This is a genomic window from Microbacterium dauci, assembly GCF_030065535.1.
Classification (GTDB): Bacteria; Actinomycetota; Actinomycetes; order Actinomycetales; family Microbacteriaceae; genus Microbacterium; species Microbacterium dauci.
The window spans coordinates 164,254-183,206 of sequence record NZ_JASJND010000002.1 but is presented as its reverse complement, the minus strand read 5'-3'; the positions used below and the strand labels follow the sequence as shown (position 1 = coordinate 183,206).

General features: G+C 69.9%; 19 protein-coding genes. 8 read left to right on the top strand and 11 right to left on the bottom strand.

The features are described 5' to 3' along the window. Positions 1 to 11: 11 nt before the first annotated feature. The 4 genes from QNI14_RS04445 to QNI14_RS04430 are packed head-to-tail and all read right to left on the bottom strand — an operon-like array spanning position 12 to position 3,718. Positions 12 to 1,511 carry an amidohydrolase gene (locus QNI14_RS04445; RefSeq protein WP_283715127.1) on the bottom strand — a complete coding sequence of 500 codons (1,500 nt, stop codon included), beginning with the start codon at positions 1,509 to 1,511 and terminating at the stop codon, positions 12 to 14. Continuing rightward, positions 1,508 to 2,161 (bottom strand): FMN-binding negative transcriptional regulator, encoded by a 654-nt coding sequence (locus QNI14_RS04440; RefSeq protein WP_283715125.1) that lies wholly within the window; start codon positions 2,159 to 2,161, stop codon positions 1,508 to 1,510. The genes QNI14_RS04445 and QNI14_RS04440 overlap by 4 nt, the downstream gene beginning before the upstream one ends. A 28-nt stretch (positions 2,162 to 2,189) precedes the next feature. Beyond that, the gene (locus tag QNI14_RS04435; protein ID WP_283715124.1) at positions 2,190 to 3,182 is read right to left on the bottom strand and encodes an Fpg/Nei family DNA glycosylase; all 993 of its coding nucleotides are present in this window, start codon (positions 3,180 to 3,182) and stop codon (positions 2,190 to 2,192) included. Next, positions 3,182 to 3,718: a ribose-5-phosphate isomerase gene (locus QNI14_RS04430; protein WP_283715123.1), complete on the bottom strand. Its 537-nt coding sequence runs from the start codon at positions 3,716 to 3,718 to the stop codon at positions 3,182 to 3,184. Before QNI14_RS04430 ends, QNI14_RS04435 begins: the two co-directional genes overlap by 1 nt. A gap of 124 nt (positions 3,719 to 3,842) precedes the next feature. On the opposite strand from QNI14_RS04430, the gene pepN reads away from it, so the two are divergent. The 7 genes from pepN (at position 3,843) to QNI14_RS04395 (ending at position 11,665) form a co-directional block, all read left to right on the top strand. Next, positions 3,843 to 6,380, top strand: coding sequence for an aminopeptidase N (pepN, locus tag QNI14_RS04425; protein ID WP_283715122.1), 2,538 nt, complete (start codon positions 3,843 to 3,845; stop codon positions 6,378 to 6,380). Positions 6,381 to 6,499: 119 nt separating this feature from the next. Further along, positions 6,500 to 7,411: an ABC transporter ATP-binding protein gene (locus tag QNI14_RS04420; protein ID WP_283715121.1), complete on the top strand. Its 912-nt coding sequence runs from the start codon at positions 6,500 to 6,502 to the stop codon at positions 7,409 to 7,411. Further along, positions 7,411 to 8,220, top strand: a complete 810-nt coding sequence (locus tag QNI14_RS04415) for an ABC transporter permease subunit (RefSeq protein WP_283715120.1) — start codon at positions 7,411 to 7,413, stop codon at positions 8,218 to 8,220. The genes QNI14_RS04420 and QNI14_RS04415 overlap by 1 nt, the downstream gene beginning before the upstream one ends. 9 nt (positions 8,221 to 8,229) lie before the next feature. Beyond that, positions 8,230 to 9,474: a histidine kinase gene (locus tag QNI14_RS04410; RefSeq protein WP_283715119.1), complete on the top strand. Its 1,245-nt coding sequence runs from the start codon at positions 8,230 to 8,232 to the stop codon at positions 9,472 to 9,474. After that, positions 9,471 to 10,133 (top strand): response regulator, encoded by a 663-nt coding sequence (locus QNI14_RS04405; protein WP_283715118.1) that lies wholly within the window; start codon positions 9,471 to 9,473, stop codon positions 10,131 to 10,133. The genes QNI14_RS04410 and QNI14_RS04405 overlap by 4 nt, the downstream gene beginning before the upstream one ends. A 60-nt stretch (positions 10,134 to 10,193) precedes the next feature. After that, positions 10,194 to 11,261 carry a mechanosensitive ion channel family protein gene (locus tag QNI14_RS04400; protein ID WP_283715117.1) on the top strand — a complete coding sequence of 356 codons (1,068 nt, stop codon included), beginning with the start codon at positions 10,194 to 10,196 and terminating at the stop codon, positions 11,259 to 11,261. Continuing rightward, positions 11,258 to 11,665 carry a globin gene (locus QNI14_RS04395; RefSeq protein ID WP_283715116.1) on the top strand — a complete coding sequence of 136 codons (408 nt, stop codon included), beginning with the start codon at positions 11,258 to 11,260 and terminating at the stop codon, positions 11,663 to 11,665. Before QNI14_RS04400 ends, QNI14_RS04395 begins: the two co-directional genes overlap by 4 nt. Positions 11,666 to 11,684: 19 nt before the next feature. Here the strand turns inward: QNI14_RS04395 and QNI14_RS04390 are convergent, their stop codons facing one another. Further along, positions 11,685 to 12,353 (bottom strand): DUF8185 domain-containing protein, encoded by a 669-nt coding sequence (locus QNI14_RS04390; protein WP_283715115.1) that lies wholly within the window; start codon positions 12,351 to 12,353, stop codon positions 11,685 to 11,687. 63 nt (positions 12,354 to 12,416) lie between these two features. Here QNI14_RS04390 and QNI14_RS04385 point away from each other — a divergent pair, with 63 nt between their 5' ends. Continuing rightward, positions 12,417 to 13,295, top strand: coding sequence for an acyl-CoA thioesterase (locus QNI14_RS04385; RefSeq protein WP_283715114.1), 879 nt, complete (start codon positions 12,417 to 12,419; stop codon positions 13,293 to 13,295). Positions 13,296 to 13,327: 32 nt separating this feature from the next. Here QNI14_RS04385 and QNI14_RS04380 read toward each other — a convergent pair whose 3' ends face one another. The 6 genes from QNI14_RS04380 to yczR all read right to left on the bottom strand — a co-directional run bounded on the left by QNI14_RS04380 (position 13,328) and on the right by yczR (position 18,940). After that, positions 13,328 to 13,807 (bottom strand): acyl-CoA thioesterase, encoded by a 480-nt coding sequence (locus QNI14_RS04380; protein WP_283715113.1) that lies wholly within the window; start codon positions 13,805 to 13,807, stop codon positions 13,328 to 13,330. Beyond that, positions 13,800 to 15,479: an energy-dependent translational throttle protein EttA gene (gene ettA / locus QNI14_RS04375; RefSeq protein ID WP_283715112.1), complete on the bottom strand. Its 1,680-nt coding sequence runs from the start codon at positions 15,477 to 15,479 to the stop codon at positions 13,800 to 13,802. Before ettA ends, QNI14_RS04380 begins: the two co-directional genes overlap by 8 nt. Before the next feature lie 35 nt (positions 15,480 to 15,514). After that, a complete protein-coding gene (locus QNI14_RS04370) occupies positions 15,515 to 15,997 on the bottom strand; it encodes a DUF6993 domain-containing protein (protein WP_283715111.1) in 483 nt (160 codons plus the stop codon). 41 nt (positions 15,998 to 16,038) lie between these two features. Further along, entirely contained in the window at positions 16,039 to 16,494 is a 456-nt protein-coding gene (gene ssb / locus QNI14_RS04365) for a single-stranded DNA-binding protein (protein ID WP_283715110.1), read from the bottom strand. A 150-nt stretch (positions 16,495 to 16,644) separates the two neighbouring features. After that, positions 16,645 to 17,169 (bottom strand): peptide-methionine (S)-S-oxide reductase MsrA, encoded by a 525-nt coding sequence (gene msrA, locus QNI14_RS04360; protein ID WP_283715108.1) that lies wholly within the window; start codon positions 17,167 to 17,169, stop codon positions 16,645 to 16,647. A 355-nt stretch (positions 17,170 to 17,524) separates the two neighbouring features. After that, entirely contained in the window at positions 17,525 to 18,940 is a 1,416-nt protein-coding gene (gene yczR, locus QNI14_RS04355) for a MocR-like transcription factor YczR (protein WP_283715107.1), read from the bottom strand. Between the last annotated feature and the right edge of the window lie 13 nt (positions 18,941 to 18,953).

Below are 18,953 nucleotides of genomic sequence, written 5' to 3'. Positions count from 1 at the left end.
CGTGATGCGCATCAGATGTCCAGGTGCGTGAGACGGCCGGCGAGCAACGTCGCGTGCGCGCGAGTGCCCCGGAGCGCCGGCTCGTCGGCGGTCAGGGGGTCGCGGTCGATCAGCACGAGGTCGGCCGTCATCCCGGGTTCCAGGGCCGAGCCCGTCTCCGAGCCGCCGGCGGTGGATGCCGCGAGCGCGGTGCCCGCGTCGAGTGCCTGGTCAGGGCGCCACGGTGCGCGGCCGTCGCGGGTCCGGTGCACCGCGGCGGCCATCGCCGCCCACGGATCGAGCGGCGAGACCGGCGCATCGGAGCCGAACAGCAAGTTCGCGCCCGCGTCGGCGAGAGCGCGGAGCGGGTACGGCTGCGCCGTCTGCGAAGCCCAGATGGTGTCGGTGAGGTCGCGGTCGTCGATCGCGTGTTCCGGCTGGACGCTCGCGGCGACGCCGAGGCGGCCGAAGCGCGGGATGTCGACGTGGGCGACGAGCTGGGCGTGCTCGATCGTGCCGGTCGCGCCGGTGGTCGCGAAGGCGTCGAGCGCGTGCGAGTTCGCCACGTCGCCGATCGCGTGGATCGCGCAGGTGAGGCCCGCACCGGTCGCTCTCGTCATCAGCGCTACAAGCTCGTCCGGCGGCACGGTCAGCAGGCCGAAGTTGCCGGGGTCGCCCGGGTAGTGGTGCGAGCACGCGGCAGTGCGCGTGCCGAGGGAGCCATCGGTGATGGCCTTCAGCGACCCGACCCGCACGAGCCCGGCCGCATCGAGGGCGTCGCCGGTCCGGAGTCCCTCGGCGATCGCCCGTTCGAGCAGGGCCGGGTAGACGCCGAACGAGACGCGCGTGAGGTCGAACCCGCGCTCGAGCCGCCGTGTCCAGCCCTCGACGTTCCACGCCATGTCGAGGTCGACGATGCCCGTGACACCGCGTGCCGCGGCGCGGGCGAGCGACTCGGTGACGAGGCGGTCGGCGACCGCCGGGTCGACGAGGTTCAGGCGCCGCGAGACCTCGAAGGCGGGCTCTTCTCGGACGACGCCGTCGGGCGCAGACATGCCCTCGCGTCGCAGCGCGGCGGAGTTCATCCAGACGCTGTGGACGTCGGCATTGATGAGGTATGTCGGCACCTCGCCGGTCGCGGCATCCAAGGCTTCCAAGGTCGGCGCGTCGGCCCAGAAGGCATCGCGGAAGCCCGTGCCGACCCGCCGACCGTCGTCGAGCACCGGTGCCGTGCGCATGACGGCCACAGCCTCGGCCGCGCTGCCGGCACCGCCGAGGTCGACGCGCTGGGCGACGAGTGCCCACTGGACCGTGTGGATGTGGTGGTCCCAGAGCCCGGGGACGACCCACCCGCCGGTGCCGTCGACGACGCGGCCCCGCGCAGGCAGGGCGCCCACCGGCGCGATGTCGGCGATGAGGCCGTCTGCCAGATGGAGGTCGACCGGATCGGTGCCGAACGGGTCGAGCCGTTCGGCACCGGTGAGACGGACTCCGCTGATGACGTCGACGCCATCACCCTGCGCGAGGCTCATGCTCGGCCCTCCCGGGCCGAACGCAGCGCGTCGTGCGCGCGACGCATCTCGCCGGCGAGGCGGTGATCGGCGTACGGCGAACCGCCCGCCTCCAATTCGGCGATGACGGTATCGACGACCTCGTCGGACTTGTTCTGGCTGAGCTTGCGCTTCGCGACCACGCGCGTCGGCGTCAGCCGGAAGCCGACGGTCCCGCGCTCGAGCTTCCGCACGAAGTCCGGGTCGTTCGGGGCCTCCCACATCGGGCGCGGCGTCGGCATCGACGACTCGAACCGCTCGACGAGGCGCTCGAGGACGTCGAGGTTCTCCTCGGGCGTGAGGATCTCGGGGACGCCGGCGAGATGGATCGACACGAAATTCCAGGTCGGGACGGATGCCACGTCGCCGTACCACCCCGGCGAGATGTACCCGTGCGGCCCTTGGACCACGACGAGGAGCTCCCGCTCGCCCAGGCCGTGGATCATGTCGTCGGGCCGTCCGACGTGGCCGACGATAGTGAGGTCGTCGCGATCCTCGTCGAGCAGGACCGCGTAGTGAGAGGCGACCAGGCCGTCGTCGGTGTGGCTCACGAGCGTGACCCAGGGGTGCTCGGCGATGACGCGGCGCAGCTCGGCCGTGTCGGTGAAAGCGAAACTCGGGTTCTGTCTCATCGTGCGCTCCGTGCGACTGCGTGGTGGGTCATGCCTGGCACCGCGGGCACCAGTACAGCTTGCGTGCAGCCATCTCCTCGAGGACGATCTCGGTGCCGCACACACGACAGGGCAACCCTGCGCGGTGGTACACCCAGTGCCGGTCGTCGCGACTCGCCATCGCCCGGCGATAGCCGTCGGCGTCGAGCCCGTCCATCGTCATCATCTGCCCGGTCTCCACACCGACCTGCAACAGCACGACCCAGTCGCGCCAGAGCCCGCGGACGACCTCCATCGGGACGTCCCGCCCTGGGGTGTGAGGATTGAGGTTCGCGCGGAACAGCATCTCGGCGCGGTAGACGTTGCCGATCCCGCTCACGACCTTCTGGTCCATGAGGAGCTGCCCGATCGCCGTCGGCTTCTTCGCGACCGCGGTGACGAAGCGCTCCTCCCCCACGGCGATGTCGTCGACGAGCGGGTCCGGGCCGAGCGCCGCCACCGTGGCGAGCATCTCGTCGGCGGTCTGGATCTGGCACGCGGTCGGCCCGCGGAGGTCGGCGCAGGTGACGTCGGTGAGGAGGCGCAGCCGCACCTGTCCCACGACGGGCGGCGGCCACGTGGCATCCGTGTCGTCCTCGCGCGACTTGGTCTGCTCGCTCATCCGCACCGCGCCGCGGGCACGCCTGGGCGCGCCGATGGAGGTGAGCGAGTTCTCCCCCGCGTCGTCGAAGACCGGGTCGGTGCCGCGCTGGTTCGTCTGGCCCATCCGGCCATTCGCCGACGCGATCGTAGGATCGAGCGTGATCTCGCCCGCGAAGTCCCACGCGCCGTAGATGCCGAGGTGCACCCGCAGCCACAGGTCGTCGTCGAAGGACATGAACATCTGCTTGCCGACGGCGCGCACGAGCGACGGCACTCGTCCATCCAGGAGCGCGGCACCCTCCGCGAATCGCCCCTGAGGGCTCGACGCGGCGACGGCCCTGCCGACGAAGTTGTGGGAGAACTGCCGGGCGATCCGATGGACGGAGTGACCCTCGGGCATCAGCCCGCTTCCGGGTCGAACGACTCGGACGCGTCGAGGACGTCGGCGCTCGTCGCGCGGGGGTCGGGCTGGAGCGAGCCGTCGGTCTCGTACGCGGCGAGCTGGCCGATGCGGCGGGCGTGACGCTCCTCGCCGGTGAACGCCGTGGCGATGAAGCGGTCGATGAACGAGGCCGCCTCCTCGAACGAGTGCTGACGGGCGCCGATCGCGATGACGTTCGCATCGTTGTGCTCGCGGGCGAGTTCGGCCGTCGACAGGTTCCAGACGAGCGCCGCTCGGATGCCGCGCACCTTGTTCGCCGCGATCTGCTCGCCGTTTCCACTGCCGCCGAAGACGACGCCGAGGGCCTCGATGCCAGCGGCCTGATCGCGCACGACGGCCTGGGCGGCGCGGATGCAGAAGGACGGGTAGTCGTCGAGGGCGTCGTACTCGATCGGTCCGTGGTCCACGACCTCGTGGCCCGCGCCAGCGAGGTGGTGCTGCAGTCGGGTCGAGAACTCGAGCCCGGCGTGGTCGGTCGCGATATGGATGCGCATGTCACGATTCTAGGGACGCCGCGCACACGCGCAGGCGCCCGCCCGGCGTAGGCTTGCAGGGTTGTCGCCGGCGCCAGCAGCGCCCATCGGCGGTATCCACCCCTCACCCCTGGGAGACACGCACGTGCCTGGAGAGAACCTCACCCGCAGCGAAGCGCAGGAGCGACGCGCGATCGTCGAGACGCACTCGTACGAGATCGCGCTCGACCTGACCACCGGCGACGAGGTCTTCTCGTCGCGGACCACGATCCGCTTCTCGGCCACCGAGGGTTCGTCGACGTTCGTCGACCTCATCGCCCGCGGCATCCGCTCGATCACGCTCAACGGCGCGCCGGTCGACACCGCTGCGTTCGCCGACTCGCGCATCGCACTGACCGACCTCGCTGCCGAGAACGAGCTCGTCGTCGACGCCGACTGCGAGTACACGAACACCGGCGAGGGCCTGCACCGCTTCGTCGACCCCGTCGACGGCGAGGTGTACCTCTACTCGCAGTTCGAGGTGCCCGACTCGCGCCGCGTGTTCGCGGTCTTCGAGCAGCCCGACCTCAAGGCGACGTTCCAGTTCACGGTCACCGCCCCGGCCGCGTGGAAGGTCGTCTCCAACTCCCCCACGCCCGAACCGACGCCTGCGGGCGACGGTGTGGCCACGTGGTCGTTCGAGCCGACGCCGCGGATCTCGTCGTACATCACGGCCCTCGTCGCCGGTCCGTACCAGCAGACGTTCTCGGAGCTCACGAGTGCGGACGGCCGTGTCATCCCGCTCGGCGTCTACGCCCGCAAGAGCCTCTGGCAGTACCTCGACGCCGACTACGTCTTCGACAAGACCCGTCAGGGCTTCGCCTACTTCGAGGAGAAGTTCGGCGTCCCCTACCCGTTCGCGAAGTACGACCAGCTGTTCGTCCCGGAGTTCAACGCGGGCGCGATGGAGAACGCCGGAGCGGTCACCTTCACAGAGACCTACGTCTTCCGCTCGAAGGTCACCGACGCGGTCAAAGAACGGCGCGTGGTCACGATCCTCCACGAGCTCGCGCACATGTGGTTCGGCGACCTCGTCACCATGAAGTGGTGGAACGACCTCTGGCTGAACGAGTCGTTCGCCGAGTGGGCGTCGACGATCGCGACGGCCGAGGCCACCGAGTGGACCGAGGCGTGGACGACCTTCAACGCCATGGAGAAGTCCTGGGCCTACCGTCAGGACCAGCTCCCCTCGACGCACCCGGTCTTCGCCGAGATCAACGACCTCGAAGACGTCCAGGTCAACTTCGACGGCATCACGTACGCCAAGGGCGGCTCGGTCCTCAAGCAGCTCGCCGCGTGGGTGGGCATCGAGGAGTTCTTCGCAGGCGTCTCCGCGTACTTCCGCAAGCACGCGTGGGGCAACACCGAACTCAGCGACCTCCTCGTCGAGCTTGAGGCGACCAGCGGTCGGGAGCTGACCTCCTGGTCGAAGAAGTGGCTCGAGACGGCGGGCGTGAACACCCTCTCCCCCGACATCCGGGTCGACGCCGACGGGATGATCACGCGCTTCGCAATCGTCCAGACCGCGCCCGCCGACTATCCGACGATCCGTCCGCACCGTCTCGGCGTGGGTTTCTACTCGCTCATGGGCGACCTTGTACGGACGCACTACGTCGAACTCGACGTCGACGGCGATCTCACCGAGGTGGCCGAGCTCAAGGGCCTCACCCAGCCCGACCTCGTCCTGCTCAACGACAACGACCTCGCGTACGCGAAGATCCGACTCGACGAGCGCTCACTCCGTACCGCCATCGAGCACCTTTCGGACATCTCCGACCCGCTCGCACGGTCGCTCGTGTGGGGTGCCGCCTGGGACCAGACGCGCGACGCCGAGGCATCCGCGACCGACTACATCGACCTGGTGCTCCGCAACATCGGCAGTGAGACCGAGTCGACGACCGTCCGCACGACGCTCGCGCAGCTCCAGCTCGCGGCGAACGCCTACGTCGCGCCCGAGACCCGGAATGCCGCGCGCGAGCGCGTCGCCGAAGGCCTCTGGGCCCTCGCGCAGGCGGCCGAGGAAGGCAGCGACAGCCAGCTGCAGTTCGTGACCGCGTTCGCATCCGCAGCGGCCACGGCGGACCAGTGGCGTCGTGTGGGCGAGCTCCGCTCGGGCGCCGTCGCACTGCCCGGCCTCGAGATCGACGCCGACCTGTCGTGGGCGCTCCTGGTCTCCCTCGCCGCCGGCGGCGTCGTCGGTGGTGCCGAGATCGACGAGGCGCTGGCCGCCGACAACACGGCGAAGGGCGGCGAGTTCGCCGCGCAGGCTCGCGCCGCGCTCCCCACCGTCGCGGCGAAGCGCGACGCGTGGGCATCGCTCGTCGAGAAGGCCGACCTCCCGAACACCGTCGTCCGGTCTGCCGCGCTCGGGTTCATCCACCCGGCCGGTGTCGACGCACTCAGCTCGTTCGTCGATGCCTACTTCGACATGCTGCTGCCGGTGTGGGAGTCGCGGACCTACCAGATCGCGCAGTACCTCATCGTCGGCTTGTACCCCTCGACCCTCGCCAACGTCGAGCTCCGTGACGCCACGCGCGCGTGGCTCGCGGCGAACGTCGCGGCGCCCGCGGCGCTCCGCCGCCTCGTCAGTGAGAACCTGGCGGGCGTCGAGCGTGCGCTCTCAGTGCAGGAGGCCGACGCGTAAGCGCGGCATCCGTCGTCTTCGGGGCGTCCACCTGCGGGTGGACGCCCCGCGGCGTTTCCGGACCGGAATCCTCCCCGAGACGGACGCGGCACCCCGCCGCGGGTTCGTAGCGTGGAGGCATGATCGTTGCTGAAGCACTCACCAAGCGGTACGGAGACAAGACGGCCGTCGACGGGATCGACTTCGCCGTCCAGCCGGGCAAGGTGACCGGGTTCCTCGGTCCGAACGGCGCCGGCAAATCGACCACGATGCGGATGATCGTCGGGCTGGACCGCCCGACCTCGGGCCGCGTGACCATCGACGGCAAGGACTATCGGTCGTTGCGCTCGCCCCTCACCGAGGTCGGCATTCTGCTCGACGCGAAGGCAGTCCACACCGGTCGCAGCGCGCGCAACCATCTGCGGGCGATGGCGGCGACGCACGGCATTCCCCGCAGCCGGGTCGACGAGGTGATCGAGATCACCGGGCTGCAGTCCGTCGCGCGCAAGCGTGCCGGCAAGTTCTCGCTGGGCATGGGACAGCGGCTCGGCATCGCCGCAGCACTCCTCGGCGACCCGCGGACGCTCATCCTCGACGAGCCGGTCAACGGGCTCGACCCCGAAGGCGTCCGCTGGGTGCGCCAGTTCGTGCGCGCCCAGGCCGCCGAGGGGCGGACCGTCCTCCTGTCGAGCCACCTCATGAGTGAGATGGCGCTCACCGCCGACCGGGTGATCGTGCTCGGTCGCGGTTCGGTGCTGGCGGATGCCAGCCTCGACGAACTCGTCCACGCCTGGACCACGACCACCGTGACCGTCCGCAGCCCCCGCGCCGCCGAGCTCGCGCAGCTCGTCGCCGATGCCGACGTCTCGGTGACCTCGGCCGAGCCTGGTCTCCTCCAGATCACCGGCGTCGCCGCGTCGCTCATCGGCGACACCGCTGCCGCCCACGGCATCCCGCTCCACGAACTGTGGCAGCGCACCGGATCGCTCGAAGACGCGTACCTGGCCCTCACCGAAGGCGCCGTTGAGTACCAGACGAAGGGAATCGCCTGATGACCGCGCTCGCCCCCGCCCCCGCCGCCCAGCGCGGCCACACCGTGCCGCATGCACGCCTCTCGTTCGCACGCGTCGTGCGGAGCGAGTACCTGAAGCTGTTCACCGTCCGGTCGACCTGGTGGTCGCTCGCGGTCACCGCAGCCCTTGCCGTCGGCATCGCGACCCTCATAGCGTTCGCGTCGCGGGAGTTCGTCGGCGACTACAACCCCGTGATGGCGATCCTTGCGCCGATGCAGTTCACCTCGCTCGTCGCCGGCATTCTCGGCGCGATCGCGATCACCGGTGAGTACTCGACCGGCATGATCCGATCCACGCTCACCGCGGAACCTCGCCGCGGCGCGGTGCTTCTCGCGAAGGCGATCGTGATCGCGACGGTCGTCGCGGCGTTGACGGTCGTCACGACGGCGCTCTCGGTGCTCGTCGTGACGCCGATCGCCGGCGCAGACGCCTTCGCGTGGGGCGAGTTCGACCAGCTGCTCGCTCCGCTCCTGCTGAGTCTCGCCGCCATGGCGAGCTTCGCACTCCTGGGTCTCGGGTGGGGCTTCATCATCCGGAACGGTGCGGGTGCGATCGCGACGACGGTCGGCATCTTGTTCGTGCTCCCGATCGTGATCAGCCTCTTCGCCATCGGCGGCGAGGCGTGGCAGTGGGCGTACGACCTGAACCAGTACCTGCCGCTCAACGCCGCCGCGACGATCACCACCCCCGACGCGGACGGGTTCGGTCCGGCACTCGCCACCGTGCTCGCCTGGCCGGCCGGCGCGCTCGCGCTCGGCTGGATCGTCCTCCGCGGACGCGACGCCTAGGCTCGACGCGTGACCTCCGACAGCCGCAGCTCGTCGCTCCGCACGGACGACGAGCTGCGGCTGCCGCGTCCCCCTGGGGTGTTCCGTCGGTTCTGGGCGCGGCATCCGCTCGTCGCCGACATCGTCATCGCCGGCGTCTGCCTGCTGCTGTCCTTCGTCCCGGCGGGGGCACTGTCGCGGGCCGACGACGGGGCCATCTTCGGGCCCGCGGGTACGTGGGTCGTCATCGTGCTGCTCGCGCTGGCCTGCGTCTCGCTCGTCGTGCGTCGCCGCTGGCCGCTCGTGCCGTTCGTCGCGGCGCTGGTCGTCGCGCACGCGTACCTGATCGCTCCGGTGCCGCTCGGCGGCCCGTTGCTCCTGTTCGCGACGTACGCGGTCGCCGTCTACCGGAGTACCCGGGCCGCCATCATCGGCCTCGTCGTCGGGCTGGCGGCACTCGCGGCGCTCGCGACCACGCTCATGCTCGTGGGCGCCGTTCCGACGCAACTCGCGTGGAACGCCGTGGTCGCCGAAGCCGTGACCGGTGTGATCGGCGGCCTGATCGGAGCGAACGTCGGTAACCGGCGTCGCTACATCGACGCCGTGATCGCCCGTTCGCGCCAGTTGCTCGTGGAGCGCGACCAGCAAGCGCGGATCGCAGCAGTCGAGGAACGTGCGCGCATCGCCCGGGAGCTCCACGACATCGTGTCGCACTCGCTCACGGTGGTGGTGGCGTTGGCCGAGGGCGCGAGCGCCACCCCCGACCGCGACCGGGCGAGGGCGGCGACCGACCAGGTGGCGGCGACCGCCCGTAGCGCGCTCACCGAGATGCGCGCGATGCTCGGCGTCCTCCGCGACGCTGACAGCGCGCACACGCCCCTCGCCCCGGTCGACGCCGACGCCGTAGCCACGGCCGTGGCAGCAGCCCGCGGTGCCGGTTTCCCCGTGACCGTCCGCACATCCGGCCGGATCGACGCACCGATGCCGGTCCTCCTCGCCGTGGGGCGCATCGTGCAGGAAGGACTTACCAACGCGATGCGGCACGCGCCGGATGCCACGCGCATCGACGTCGCCGTCGACATGACCGACGCGGGCGTCGTGGTGCAGGTCCGCAACGACGGCGTCCGCGGGCCCCGCCGCGCCGGCGGCTACGGGATCCGCGGTCTCCAAGAGCGCGTCGACCACGTCTGCGGGACACTCGAAGCAGGACCGACCGCCGACGGCTGGATACTGCGCGCCGAGCTGCCGATCGCAACCCGGGAGGACGACGCATGACAGACAACTCGATCAGGGTGCTCCTCGTCGACGATCAGGAGCTCATCCGGGTGGGCTTCCGACTGGTGCTCGACGCCGAACCCGACATCGAGGTGGTCGGCGAAGCCGGCGACGGCGCCGCCGCACTCAGCGCGACGGCGACGCTCCGCCCCGATGTCGTCCTGATGGACGTGCGGATGCCGGGGATGGACGGCATTCAGGCGACCGGTCGCATCCGCGCCGAGCATCCGGACGTCCGGGTCCTCGTGCTCACCACCTTCGACCTCGACGAGTACGCGTTCGGTGCACTTCGTGCCGGCGCCGGCGGCTTCCTGCTCAAGGACGCGCGCCGGGAGGAGCTGGTCGCGGCAGTCCGCGCAGTGGCAGCCGGCGACGCGACACTCGCACCGCGGATCACGCGGCGGATGATCGAACTCGTCACCGCCGACGGCGTCGGGGCACCGGCATCTGTCGATCTCTCCGGCCTCACCGGGCGGGAGCGCGACGTCCTCGAAGCAATGGCACAAGGACTGACGAACGTCGAGATCGCGGCCGCGCTCTTCCTCGGCGAGTCGACGGTGAAGACGCACGTGGGACGCATCCTCGCGAAGCTCCCGGCACGTGACCGGGTGCACGCGGTCCTGATCGCCCACGGTCTTGCCGAGCCCGGCTTCGCCTGACGAGGTGACGTGTCGGAGCGCCCAGCCCACGCAGAGGGAGCCGTCGATAAGATCGGGCCGATGAACGCATCCACAGCCCCGGTCATCGATTGGGAGTCGATCAACACCGGCCTGCTCCGATTTCTCGTGGAGGCCGGTTGGGATCTCCTCTGGATCGCCATCACCGTCGCGGTCGGATGGCTGCTGACATTCGTTATGCGTCGACTCATCGGTCGCATCGTGGATCGGATCGTCCGCGGTGCCAAGTCCCGCGCGGCCGCTGAAGACACGCGCGCGATCGACATGTCGCCGCTCGCCCAGGTCCGTCTGGTCCAGCGAACGAGGACGCTGGGCGCGATCCTCACGAACATCGTCAACGTCGCGATAATCATCGTCGCGGTGCTGCTGATCGTGTTCATCATCAATCCCGATGTGCTCGCCTCGTTCACGCTGCTGTCGGCGGCGCTCGGCGCGGGCCTCGGCTTCGGTGCCCAGAACATCGTCAAGGACGTGCTGAACGGCTTCTTCGTCGTCGCCGAGGACCAGATCGGGATCGGTGACGTCGTCGACCTCGGACTCGCCACGGGCATCGTCGAATACGTCAGCGTCCGTGTGACGCACGTCCGCGACGTGAACGGCACGCTCTGGTACGTCAGAAACGGCGAGATCACCCGCATCGGCAACATGTCGCAGGGCTGGGCCCGCGTCATCATCGACCTCGGTGTGCCGCCGGGATCGGATCTCCACGCTGTCGAAGAGGCTGTGCTGACCGCGGCGAAGGCGCTGGTCCGCGAGCCGAAGTGGCGCACGCGCATCATCGACCGGCCCGAGATCTGGGGGCTCGAGAGCATCACCGGCGACGCCCTCGTCACCCGACTCGTGGTGAGGACACGACCAAACGCGAAGGACGACGTCGCGCGAGCACTCCGTGCCCGGATCAAGGGCGCACTCGACGAGCTCGGGGTCGAGATCCCGCAGCTCGATTCGGTCGTCCTGGAAGGGCCGGACGCTGCCCAGAGCATCCGTGGCGCGAACCCACCCCAGACGCAGCCGCAGCCGGTCGCATCGGCGCCGATCGAGCGCGCGAGGTGGCGACCGAAGAAGAAGGCATCCGACTCGCCGACCGACCCTGAAGGACCTTCGACATGAGCGAGCCGCTGTCGTTCTATGACGAGGTCGGCGGACGCCCGGTCTTCGAACGCCTCGTCCACACCTTCTACCGCGGCATCGCGGGCGACGTCGTGCTGAAGCCCATGTACCCGGAAGAGGACCTCGGCCCCGCCGAGGAGCGTCTGTTGCTCTTCCTCGAGCAGTACTGGGGCGGCCCGACGACGTACAGCGAGACCCGTGGGCACCCCCGGCTGCGGATGCGGCACATGCCGTTCCACGTCAATCCGGACGCGCGCGACCGGTGGCTCCAGCACATGCGCACCGCCGTGGACGAGCTCGAACTCTCACCGCTGCACGAGGCGACGCTTTGGGATTACCTGCAGCGCGCCGCGCACGCGATGGTGAACACCTTCGAGCCGACGCCGGAGCCGCCGAAGCGCTGAAGACCCGGGACTGCCGCGGTCAGCTGCGACCCGTCGAGCGCACCGCAGTCAGACCCGTCGGGTTCCCGGTGCGGACGAGCACGTGACCGCGCGCGAGCGTGAGGCGGGTCCACGTCCCGGTGCGGAACACCGACACGGGTTCCTCGTCCGCGAGGAACCCGAGCGCGTCGGCGGCGAACGCGGCACCCGCGACGACCCCGTTCAGCGTGGCATCCGCGCGACCCCAGATCGCTCCGCGCACCGTGCGGACGAGATCCTCCCCCGGACTTCCGGGGAGCGCAGCGGCCACATCGGCGACACCCCGTCGGGTCGCGTCCGACAGCGCTGCGGAGCTCAGCGTGCCCGCGGCATCCCACCCCGACCGGGGTGGCGAGATCCCCGCCCACGCGGCGGAGACGCCGCTGTCGGGGAGACCGATCGTGCCGGCCTCCGAGCCGGCGGACAAGTCGCCGGCGTCGACGACGAGGTCGCAGACGAGTTCGGGGTCGCACGCCAAGAACCGCATCGCCAGCACCGTCGGGGTGTCGTCACCGAAGCCACGGGGCGACAGCGGCGCCGCGGACACGGCCATGGTTCCGGATGCCGCGCGCAGCCGCACTGCCGGGTCGGCGAGCCGCGCGGCTCTGCGCGCGAACGTGAGGAGATCTGCCGCAGCCCGCGGATCGGGGAACACGAGCGAGGGAGCCATCCGACCTAAACTAGCAAGGGAGCGTGTGCCGGGCCGCTCCGTGGGAGCAGAGCGGAGCAGCATGTGACGGACGCAGACGCAGCGGAGATCGACGGGCTGCTCGGCGTGCTGGATCTCCACTCGAGTGATGCCCGGACCACCGAGGACATCTTCACCGGTGTCTCGCAGCCTATGCCGCTCGGTCGCGTCTTCGGCGGGCAGGTGCTGGCGCAGGCGATCGTCGCCGCCGAGCGGACCGTCGAGGCAGGACGCGCGGCGCATTCGATGCACGGCTACTTCCTCCGCCCGGGCGACTCGACCCGCGGACTGACCTTCTCGGTCGATCGCATCCACGACGGCAGGTCGTTCTCGACCCGGCGCACGCAGGCGTTCCAGGACGGCGTCCCGATCTTCTCGATGATCGCATCGTTCGAGACGCACGCCGAGAGCCTGGATCATGCAGATGTCATGCCAGCCGGGATCCCCGCACCGGAGGAGCTGTCGGCCGACGCCGAGATGGCCGGTGTCGACCCCGGGAACCGGCGCCACTTCACCGGCAGTCCCATCGAGGTCCGACATGTCGAGGCGCCGATCTACGCCGTCGCGGATGCCACGCAGGTCGCACGTCAGGCCGTGTGGATGCGCACGCGTGGTGCGCTCCCCGACGACCCTCGCGTGCACCGCGCCGCGCTCGCCTACATGAGCGACCTCACCATCCAGGAGTCCGTGCTGCGGGCGCACGGACTCGCCTGGGGTACGTCCGGCCTCAAGGTCGCGAGTCTCGACCACGCGATGTGGTGGCACCGCCCCGGTCGCGCCGACGAGTGGGTGCTCTACGTGCAGGAGTCTCCGAGCGCCCGTGGCGGCCGCGGCCTCGCGACCGGCAAGATCTTCGCGCGTGACGGGGAGCTGCTCGCCTCCGTCGCGCAGGAGATCATGATCCGCGTCCCCGCGGCCGGCTGAGCCACGACTGCACGCCGCGCGTCACCTGACGCTCAGCGACGACCGAGCGGCGGGAGCGGATCGCCGACGAACGGCTCCCATGCGGCACGCGTGTCGGGCGACAGACGCGTGGGCTTGCCCGACGCGGCATCCACCTGGACGATCACGGTCGACGCGCGCGCGTACAGCGTCTGCGGTGCGTCGCCGACCGGACTGAACACCTCGTAATGCACCTCGGCGCTCGAGCCGCCGATCTTGCCGAACCACATCTGTACGTCGATCGGCTCCCGCTGGTACGGCACCGGGGCGAGGTATTCGATCTCTTGGCGGGCGATGAGCGTGAGCTGCGCCGCGCCGTGACTCGCGTCGATGACGGCGGTCGGTACCGCCCGCTCCCCTGCACCCGGGACCCAGAAGGCGCGCACGCGCGCCTCCTCGAGGAGCTTGAGCATCGAGGCGTTGTTGACGTGGTTGTACGCGTCGAGGTCCCCCCACCGGAGGTGGATGGGGACCCGGATGCGGCTCTCAGTCACGGGTGAGCTTGCGGTAGGTGGACTTCGCGGGGTTGCCGGCGTCGGCGCCGAGGCGCTCGATCTTGTTCGCCTCGTACGCCTCGAAGTTGCCCTCGAACCAGTACCACTTGTCGGGGTGCTCTGCCGTGCCCTCGTAGGCGAGGATGTGCGTCGCGATGCGGTCGAGGAACCACCGGTCGTGGGTGATCACCACGGCGCAGCCGGGGAACTCGAGGAGCGCGTTCTCAAGCGACGAGAGCGTCTCGACGTCCAGGTCGTTCGTGGGCTCGTCGAGGAGCAGCAGGTTGCCACCCTCTTTGAGCGTCAGCGCGAGGTTCAGTCGGTTCCGCTCACCACCGGAGAGGACGCCGGCCTTCTTCTGCTGGTCGGGACCCTTGAAGCCGAACTTCGACACGTACGCGCGCGACGGGATCTCGGTCTTTCCGACCGTGATGATGTCGAGCCCGTCCGAGACGACCTCCCAGAGGGTCTTGTTCGGGTCGATGCTGGCGCGCGACTGGTCGACGTAGCTGATCTTCACCGTCTCGCCGACCTTGAGCGTCCCGCCGTCCAGCGGCTCGAGGCCGACGATCGTCTTGAACAGCGTGGTCTTGCCGACACCGTTCGGGCCGATGACGCCGACGATGCCGTTCGGCGGCAGACTGAAACCGAGGCCGTCGATGAGCGAGCGGTCGCCGAAGCGCTTCTGCAGGTTCTTGGCCTCGATGACAACCGAACCCAGACGGGGACCTGCCGGGATCGTGATCTCCTCGAAGTCGAGCTTCCGCGTGCGCTCGGCCTCGGCGGCCATCTCCTCGTAGCGGGCGAGACGCGCCTTCGACTTGGTCTGACGGCCCTTCGCGCTCGAGCGCACCCAGTCCAGCTCCTCCTTGAGGCGCTTTTGGAGTTTGGCGTCCTTCTTGCCCTGGACGTCGAGACGCTCCGCCTTCTTCTCGAGGTAGGTCGAGTAGTTGCCCTCGTAGGGGTAGAGACGACCGCGGTCGACCTCCGCGATCCACTCCGCGACGTTGTCGAGGAAGTACCGGTCGTGGGTGATCGCGATGACGGCACCCTTGTAGGCCTGCAGGTGCTGCTCGAGCCACAGCACACTCTCGGCGTCGAGGTGGTTGGTGGGCTCGTCGAGGAGCAGCAGGTCGGGCTTCTGGAGCAGCAGCTTGGCGAGGGCGACGCGGCGGCGTTCACCACCCGAGAGCGGGACCACCGAGGCGTCGGCGGGCGGCGTGCGGAGGGCGTCCATGGCCTGCGCGAGTTGCGAGTCGAGGTCCCAGCCGTCGGCGGCGTCGATTTCCTCCTGCAGCGTGCCCATCTCGGCGAGCAGCGCGTCGAAGTCCGCGTCCGGGTCGGCCATGAGCGCCGAGATCTCGTTGAAGCGGTCGAGCTTGGGCTTGATCGCCACGCCGTCCTGGATGTTCTCGAGGACGGTCTTCGTCTCGTCGAGTTCGGGCTCCTGCATGAGGATGCCGACGGTGAACCCTGGCGACAGCTTCGCCTCACCGTTCGACGGGGCGTCGAGTCCCGCCATGATCTTGAGGATCGTCGACTTACCGGCGCCGTTGGGGCCGACCATGCCGATCTTCGCACCGGGGAGGAACGCCATCGTGACGTCGTCCAGAATGAGCTTTTCGCCGACCGCCTTGCGGGCACGGACCATGGAGTAGATGTACTCAGCCATAACGAGCCAAGTCTACGCGGGCGCCGCCGCGCGGATCACCAGTCGATCGGACGGGTCTGCCCGATGAGGCAGGTCTCTCCGGGTGTCTCGGGCAGCAATGCGACGATCGGTCCGCGGACGGACGGCCCGACTTGACCGACGAGGCAGTCCTCGCCGATGTGCACCGAGAACTGGATGCTGTCCGCGGGATCATCCACGGACGTCCGATCCTGCGTCACCTGCATGGCATCCCTCTCGAAGCCTGCGGCGACGAGCGCGTCGATGTAGTCGCGACCGGCGACCGAGCGCCCGTCCGACCACACGGCTTCGACGACATCGGTGAAGGTTGAGCGAAGTGCCTCGGCAGATCCCGGCTCCAACGTCGGTGTCGGGCTCGGTGAGACCGACTCAGCGGTGGCGGTCGCGGACGGTCGCGGCGTGGGGCTCGGCTCCGGGGCGCACGCCGCGAGGGCGAGCGCCATGGTCGCACCGAGCACCGAGATGGTCACGAGGGCGCGGGCGGTCCTGGGTGCGGGCACGCCTGGAGTCTACGGCCCACACCCAGGTGCGACGTGCACGGTCAGAACGGGGTCTCGGCGCCCGGAGCAGCCCACGCACCGGCCGCGACCGGCTCGGGGTCGGGTGCGTCGGCGGGCGGCGGTGCCGGCTCCTCACGTCGCGGCGCGCTCGCGGTGTACACCGTGGTGCCGAACCGGAGCTCGTGACCGACGGCGGTCGCCTCGATCTCGGCGGCGGTGCCGCTGCGTTCTCCGTTCTCCCAGCGGCGGATGGTCAGCGCTCCCGTCACGATCACGCGCTGTCCGCGCTTCACGGACGCGAGCACGTGCTCGCCGAGCGACCGGAACGCCGAGACGTCGTACCAGCTCGGCGTGCCGTCAACCCACGACGAGGTCTTCTGGTCGTACCTGCGTTCGTGGCTGGCGATACGGAACGACGCGATGGGTGTGCCGTCTGCCAGCCGACGCAACTCGGGATCGCTGCCGATGTTGCCGACGATGGTGATCTGGTCCTTCATGTTCGGGTTCCTCTCGATGGTGGGATGCTCCGGCGCCGCGTGCCCGGCGGGCGCCGGAGCACCACCATCGTGCGCGCGGGTCGAGCGCGGAGGAACGACGATGCCCCGCTCCGTGGAGACGGCGCGGGGCATGCGGATTGTGGAGAAGTCTCAGGCGCGGGTGTACTCCGCGAAGCGCGCACGAACCTTGTTCACCTTCGGGACTGCGACGGCCATGCAGTAGCCCTGGCCGGGGTTCTTCGCGAAGAAGTCCTGGTGGTAGTCCTCTGCGGGGAAGAATTCCGTCAGCGGCTCCGTCGTCGTCACGAGCCCACCGTCCCACCACTCCGACGCGCGGGCTTCGGCGGCCGCGAACAGTTCGCGCTGCTCGTCGTCGGCAGGGAACATCGCCGACCGATACTGGGTGCCGATGTCGTTGCCCTGACGGTTCAGCTGGCGCGGATCATGCATCGTGAAGTACGCGTCGAGGATGACGTCGGCAGGAATCACCTCGGGGTCGAACGTCACCCGGACCGCCTCGGCGTGACCGGTCGTACCGGTGCACACCTGCTCATACGACGGCGCGGCGACCTGGCCGCCGATGTAACCCGACTCGACCGACTCGACGCCGTCGAGGGCGCGATAGGCGGCATCCAGGCACCAGAAGCACCCACCAGCGAGCACGAATGTCTGCATTGCATCTCTCCTTCTGAAGCTCAACGGTGACAACGATCACGAGTGTTGCGATGTTCCCGCCACCAGGCCGTGTCGGTGGCCCGCCGTAAGGTCGCGCGCAGAGAGGAGCCGCAATGCTCGTCACCGAACGACCGGCTGTCCCCGCGCGTCTCCGAGGATATGACCTCCGGAGCGTCGCCTCGGACCTCTGGCGCGTCGTCAGGTCCGACGGTCGAGTGGTCGGACACCTCGCCGCCTGCGCCGGGGGCACCTTCGAAGCTCGGCGATTCCACGCCGGGCGCGGCCGGTTCGTGACCGTCGGCACCTTCTGCCGCATCGAGGAAGCGGTCGAGGCGCTCCATCACAGCGCGTGACGTCAGACGATCGCCGCGAGGGCGTCGGTCGACACGGCGGGTGCACCCCGACGGACCGCGGGCCAGACGTCGGCGAGGACGTCCACCGCGTCGCGCAGCTGTCCGGGTGTCGCGGTGAACGGCACGCGCAGGTGCGAGTCGTGGCCACCGTGGAGCGCGAACCTCGCGCCGGCGGACAGATGCACACCGCGCCCCTGCGCCGCCATGACGAGCGCTCCGCTCAGCGGCGCATCCAGCTCGACCCAGAGCGACACTCCCCCGTCCACCCTCGGGACGTGCCATTCCGGGAGCCGCCGCGCCAGCGCATCGGTCAGCGCGTCGCGTCCTGCGCCCAGCAGTCGTGCGCGCTGACGCAGGATCTCCGGCATCCGCGGCAGCAGCCGCGCGGCGACAGCCTGTTCGAACTCTGGCGTACCGAGGTCGCGGTGCGGGCGCACGCCCACGAGGCGGCGGATGAGTGTCGGTTGGGCCCGCACCCAGCCGATTCTGAGTCCGCCCCACACCGTCTTGCCGAGCGAGCCGATCCGCACGGCTGCGGGTCCGAAGTCGAGTGCGAGCGGCGCGTGCGCATCGATGGCGAGTTCGGCGGTGGTCTCGTCGACGACCAGTGTCGTACCGGCCCGTGCCGCCGCTGCTCGGATCGTCGCCGCATCGCTTGCCGTCATGACGCGTCCGGTCGGATTCTGGAACCACGGCATGAGATACGCCATCGACGGCGCCGCGCGACGGAACGCCTGCTCGGCACGGTCCAGGTCCCACCCCGTCGTCGTGTTGACGGGAATGCCGGTGAGTCTCGCACCGGCGCTGCGGAACGCCTCAGCGGCGTGCGGATACGTCGGTGTCTCGAGCAGTGCCGTGTCGCCGCGGTGCAGCAGCGCCGCGGTGACGAGGTGGATCGCGTGCTGTCCTCCGTTGGTGACGAGGATCTCGTCTGGCGTGGTCGGGATGCCGATCACGGTGTAGCGCGTCGCGATCGCCGCTCGCAGCGACGGACTTCCGAGAATGTCATAGCCCGGGCGCGCAACGAGGGACGCGGCATCCGCCGCCGTCTCGGCGATCACGCCGGCGAGTCCCGGCCACGCGGCGGGACTTGCCTGCTGCAGGTCGATCCCGCTCCCCGCATCGAACGCACGGCCAGCACCGCGTCGCGTCTGCGGGAGGGTGACGCTCCCAGAACCGCGAACGCTGTCGATGTGTCCGGATGCACGCAGGCTTCGATACGCGGCGGCAACCGTCGTTCGGCTCACGCCGAGCGTCCCGGCGAGATCGCGCTCGGCGGGCAGTGCCGTGTGCGCCGCGAGGCGATCGTCGAGGCAGAGCAGGCGGATGCCGTCCGCGAGCGCTTCGTAGGTCGGCGTGCGCGTTCGCCATCCGCCGAGCGCGATCGTGAGCGACCGCGCGCTGATTCTGGAGTCCATGGGGCCACCGATC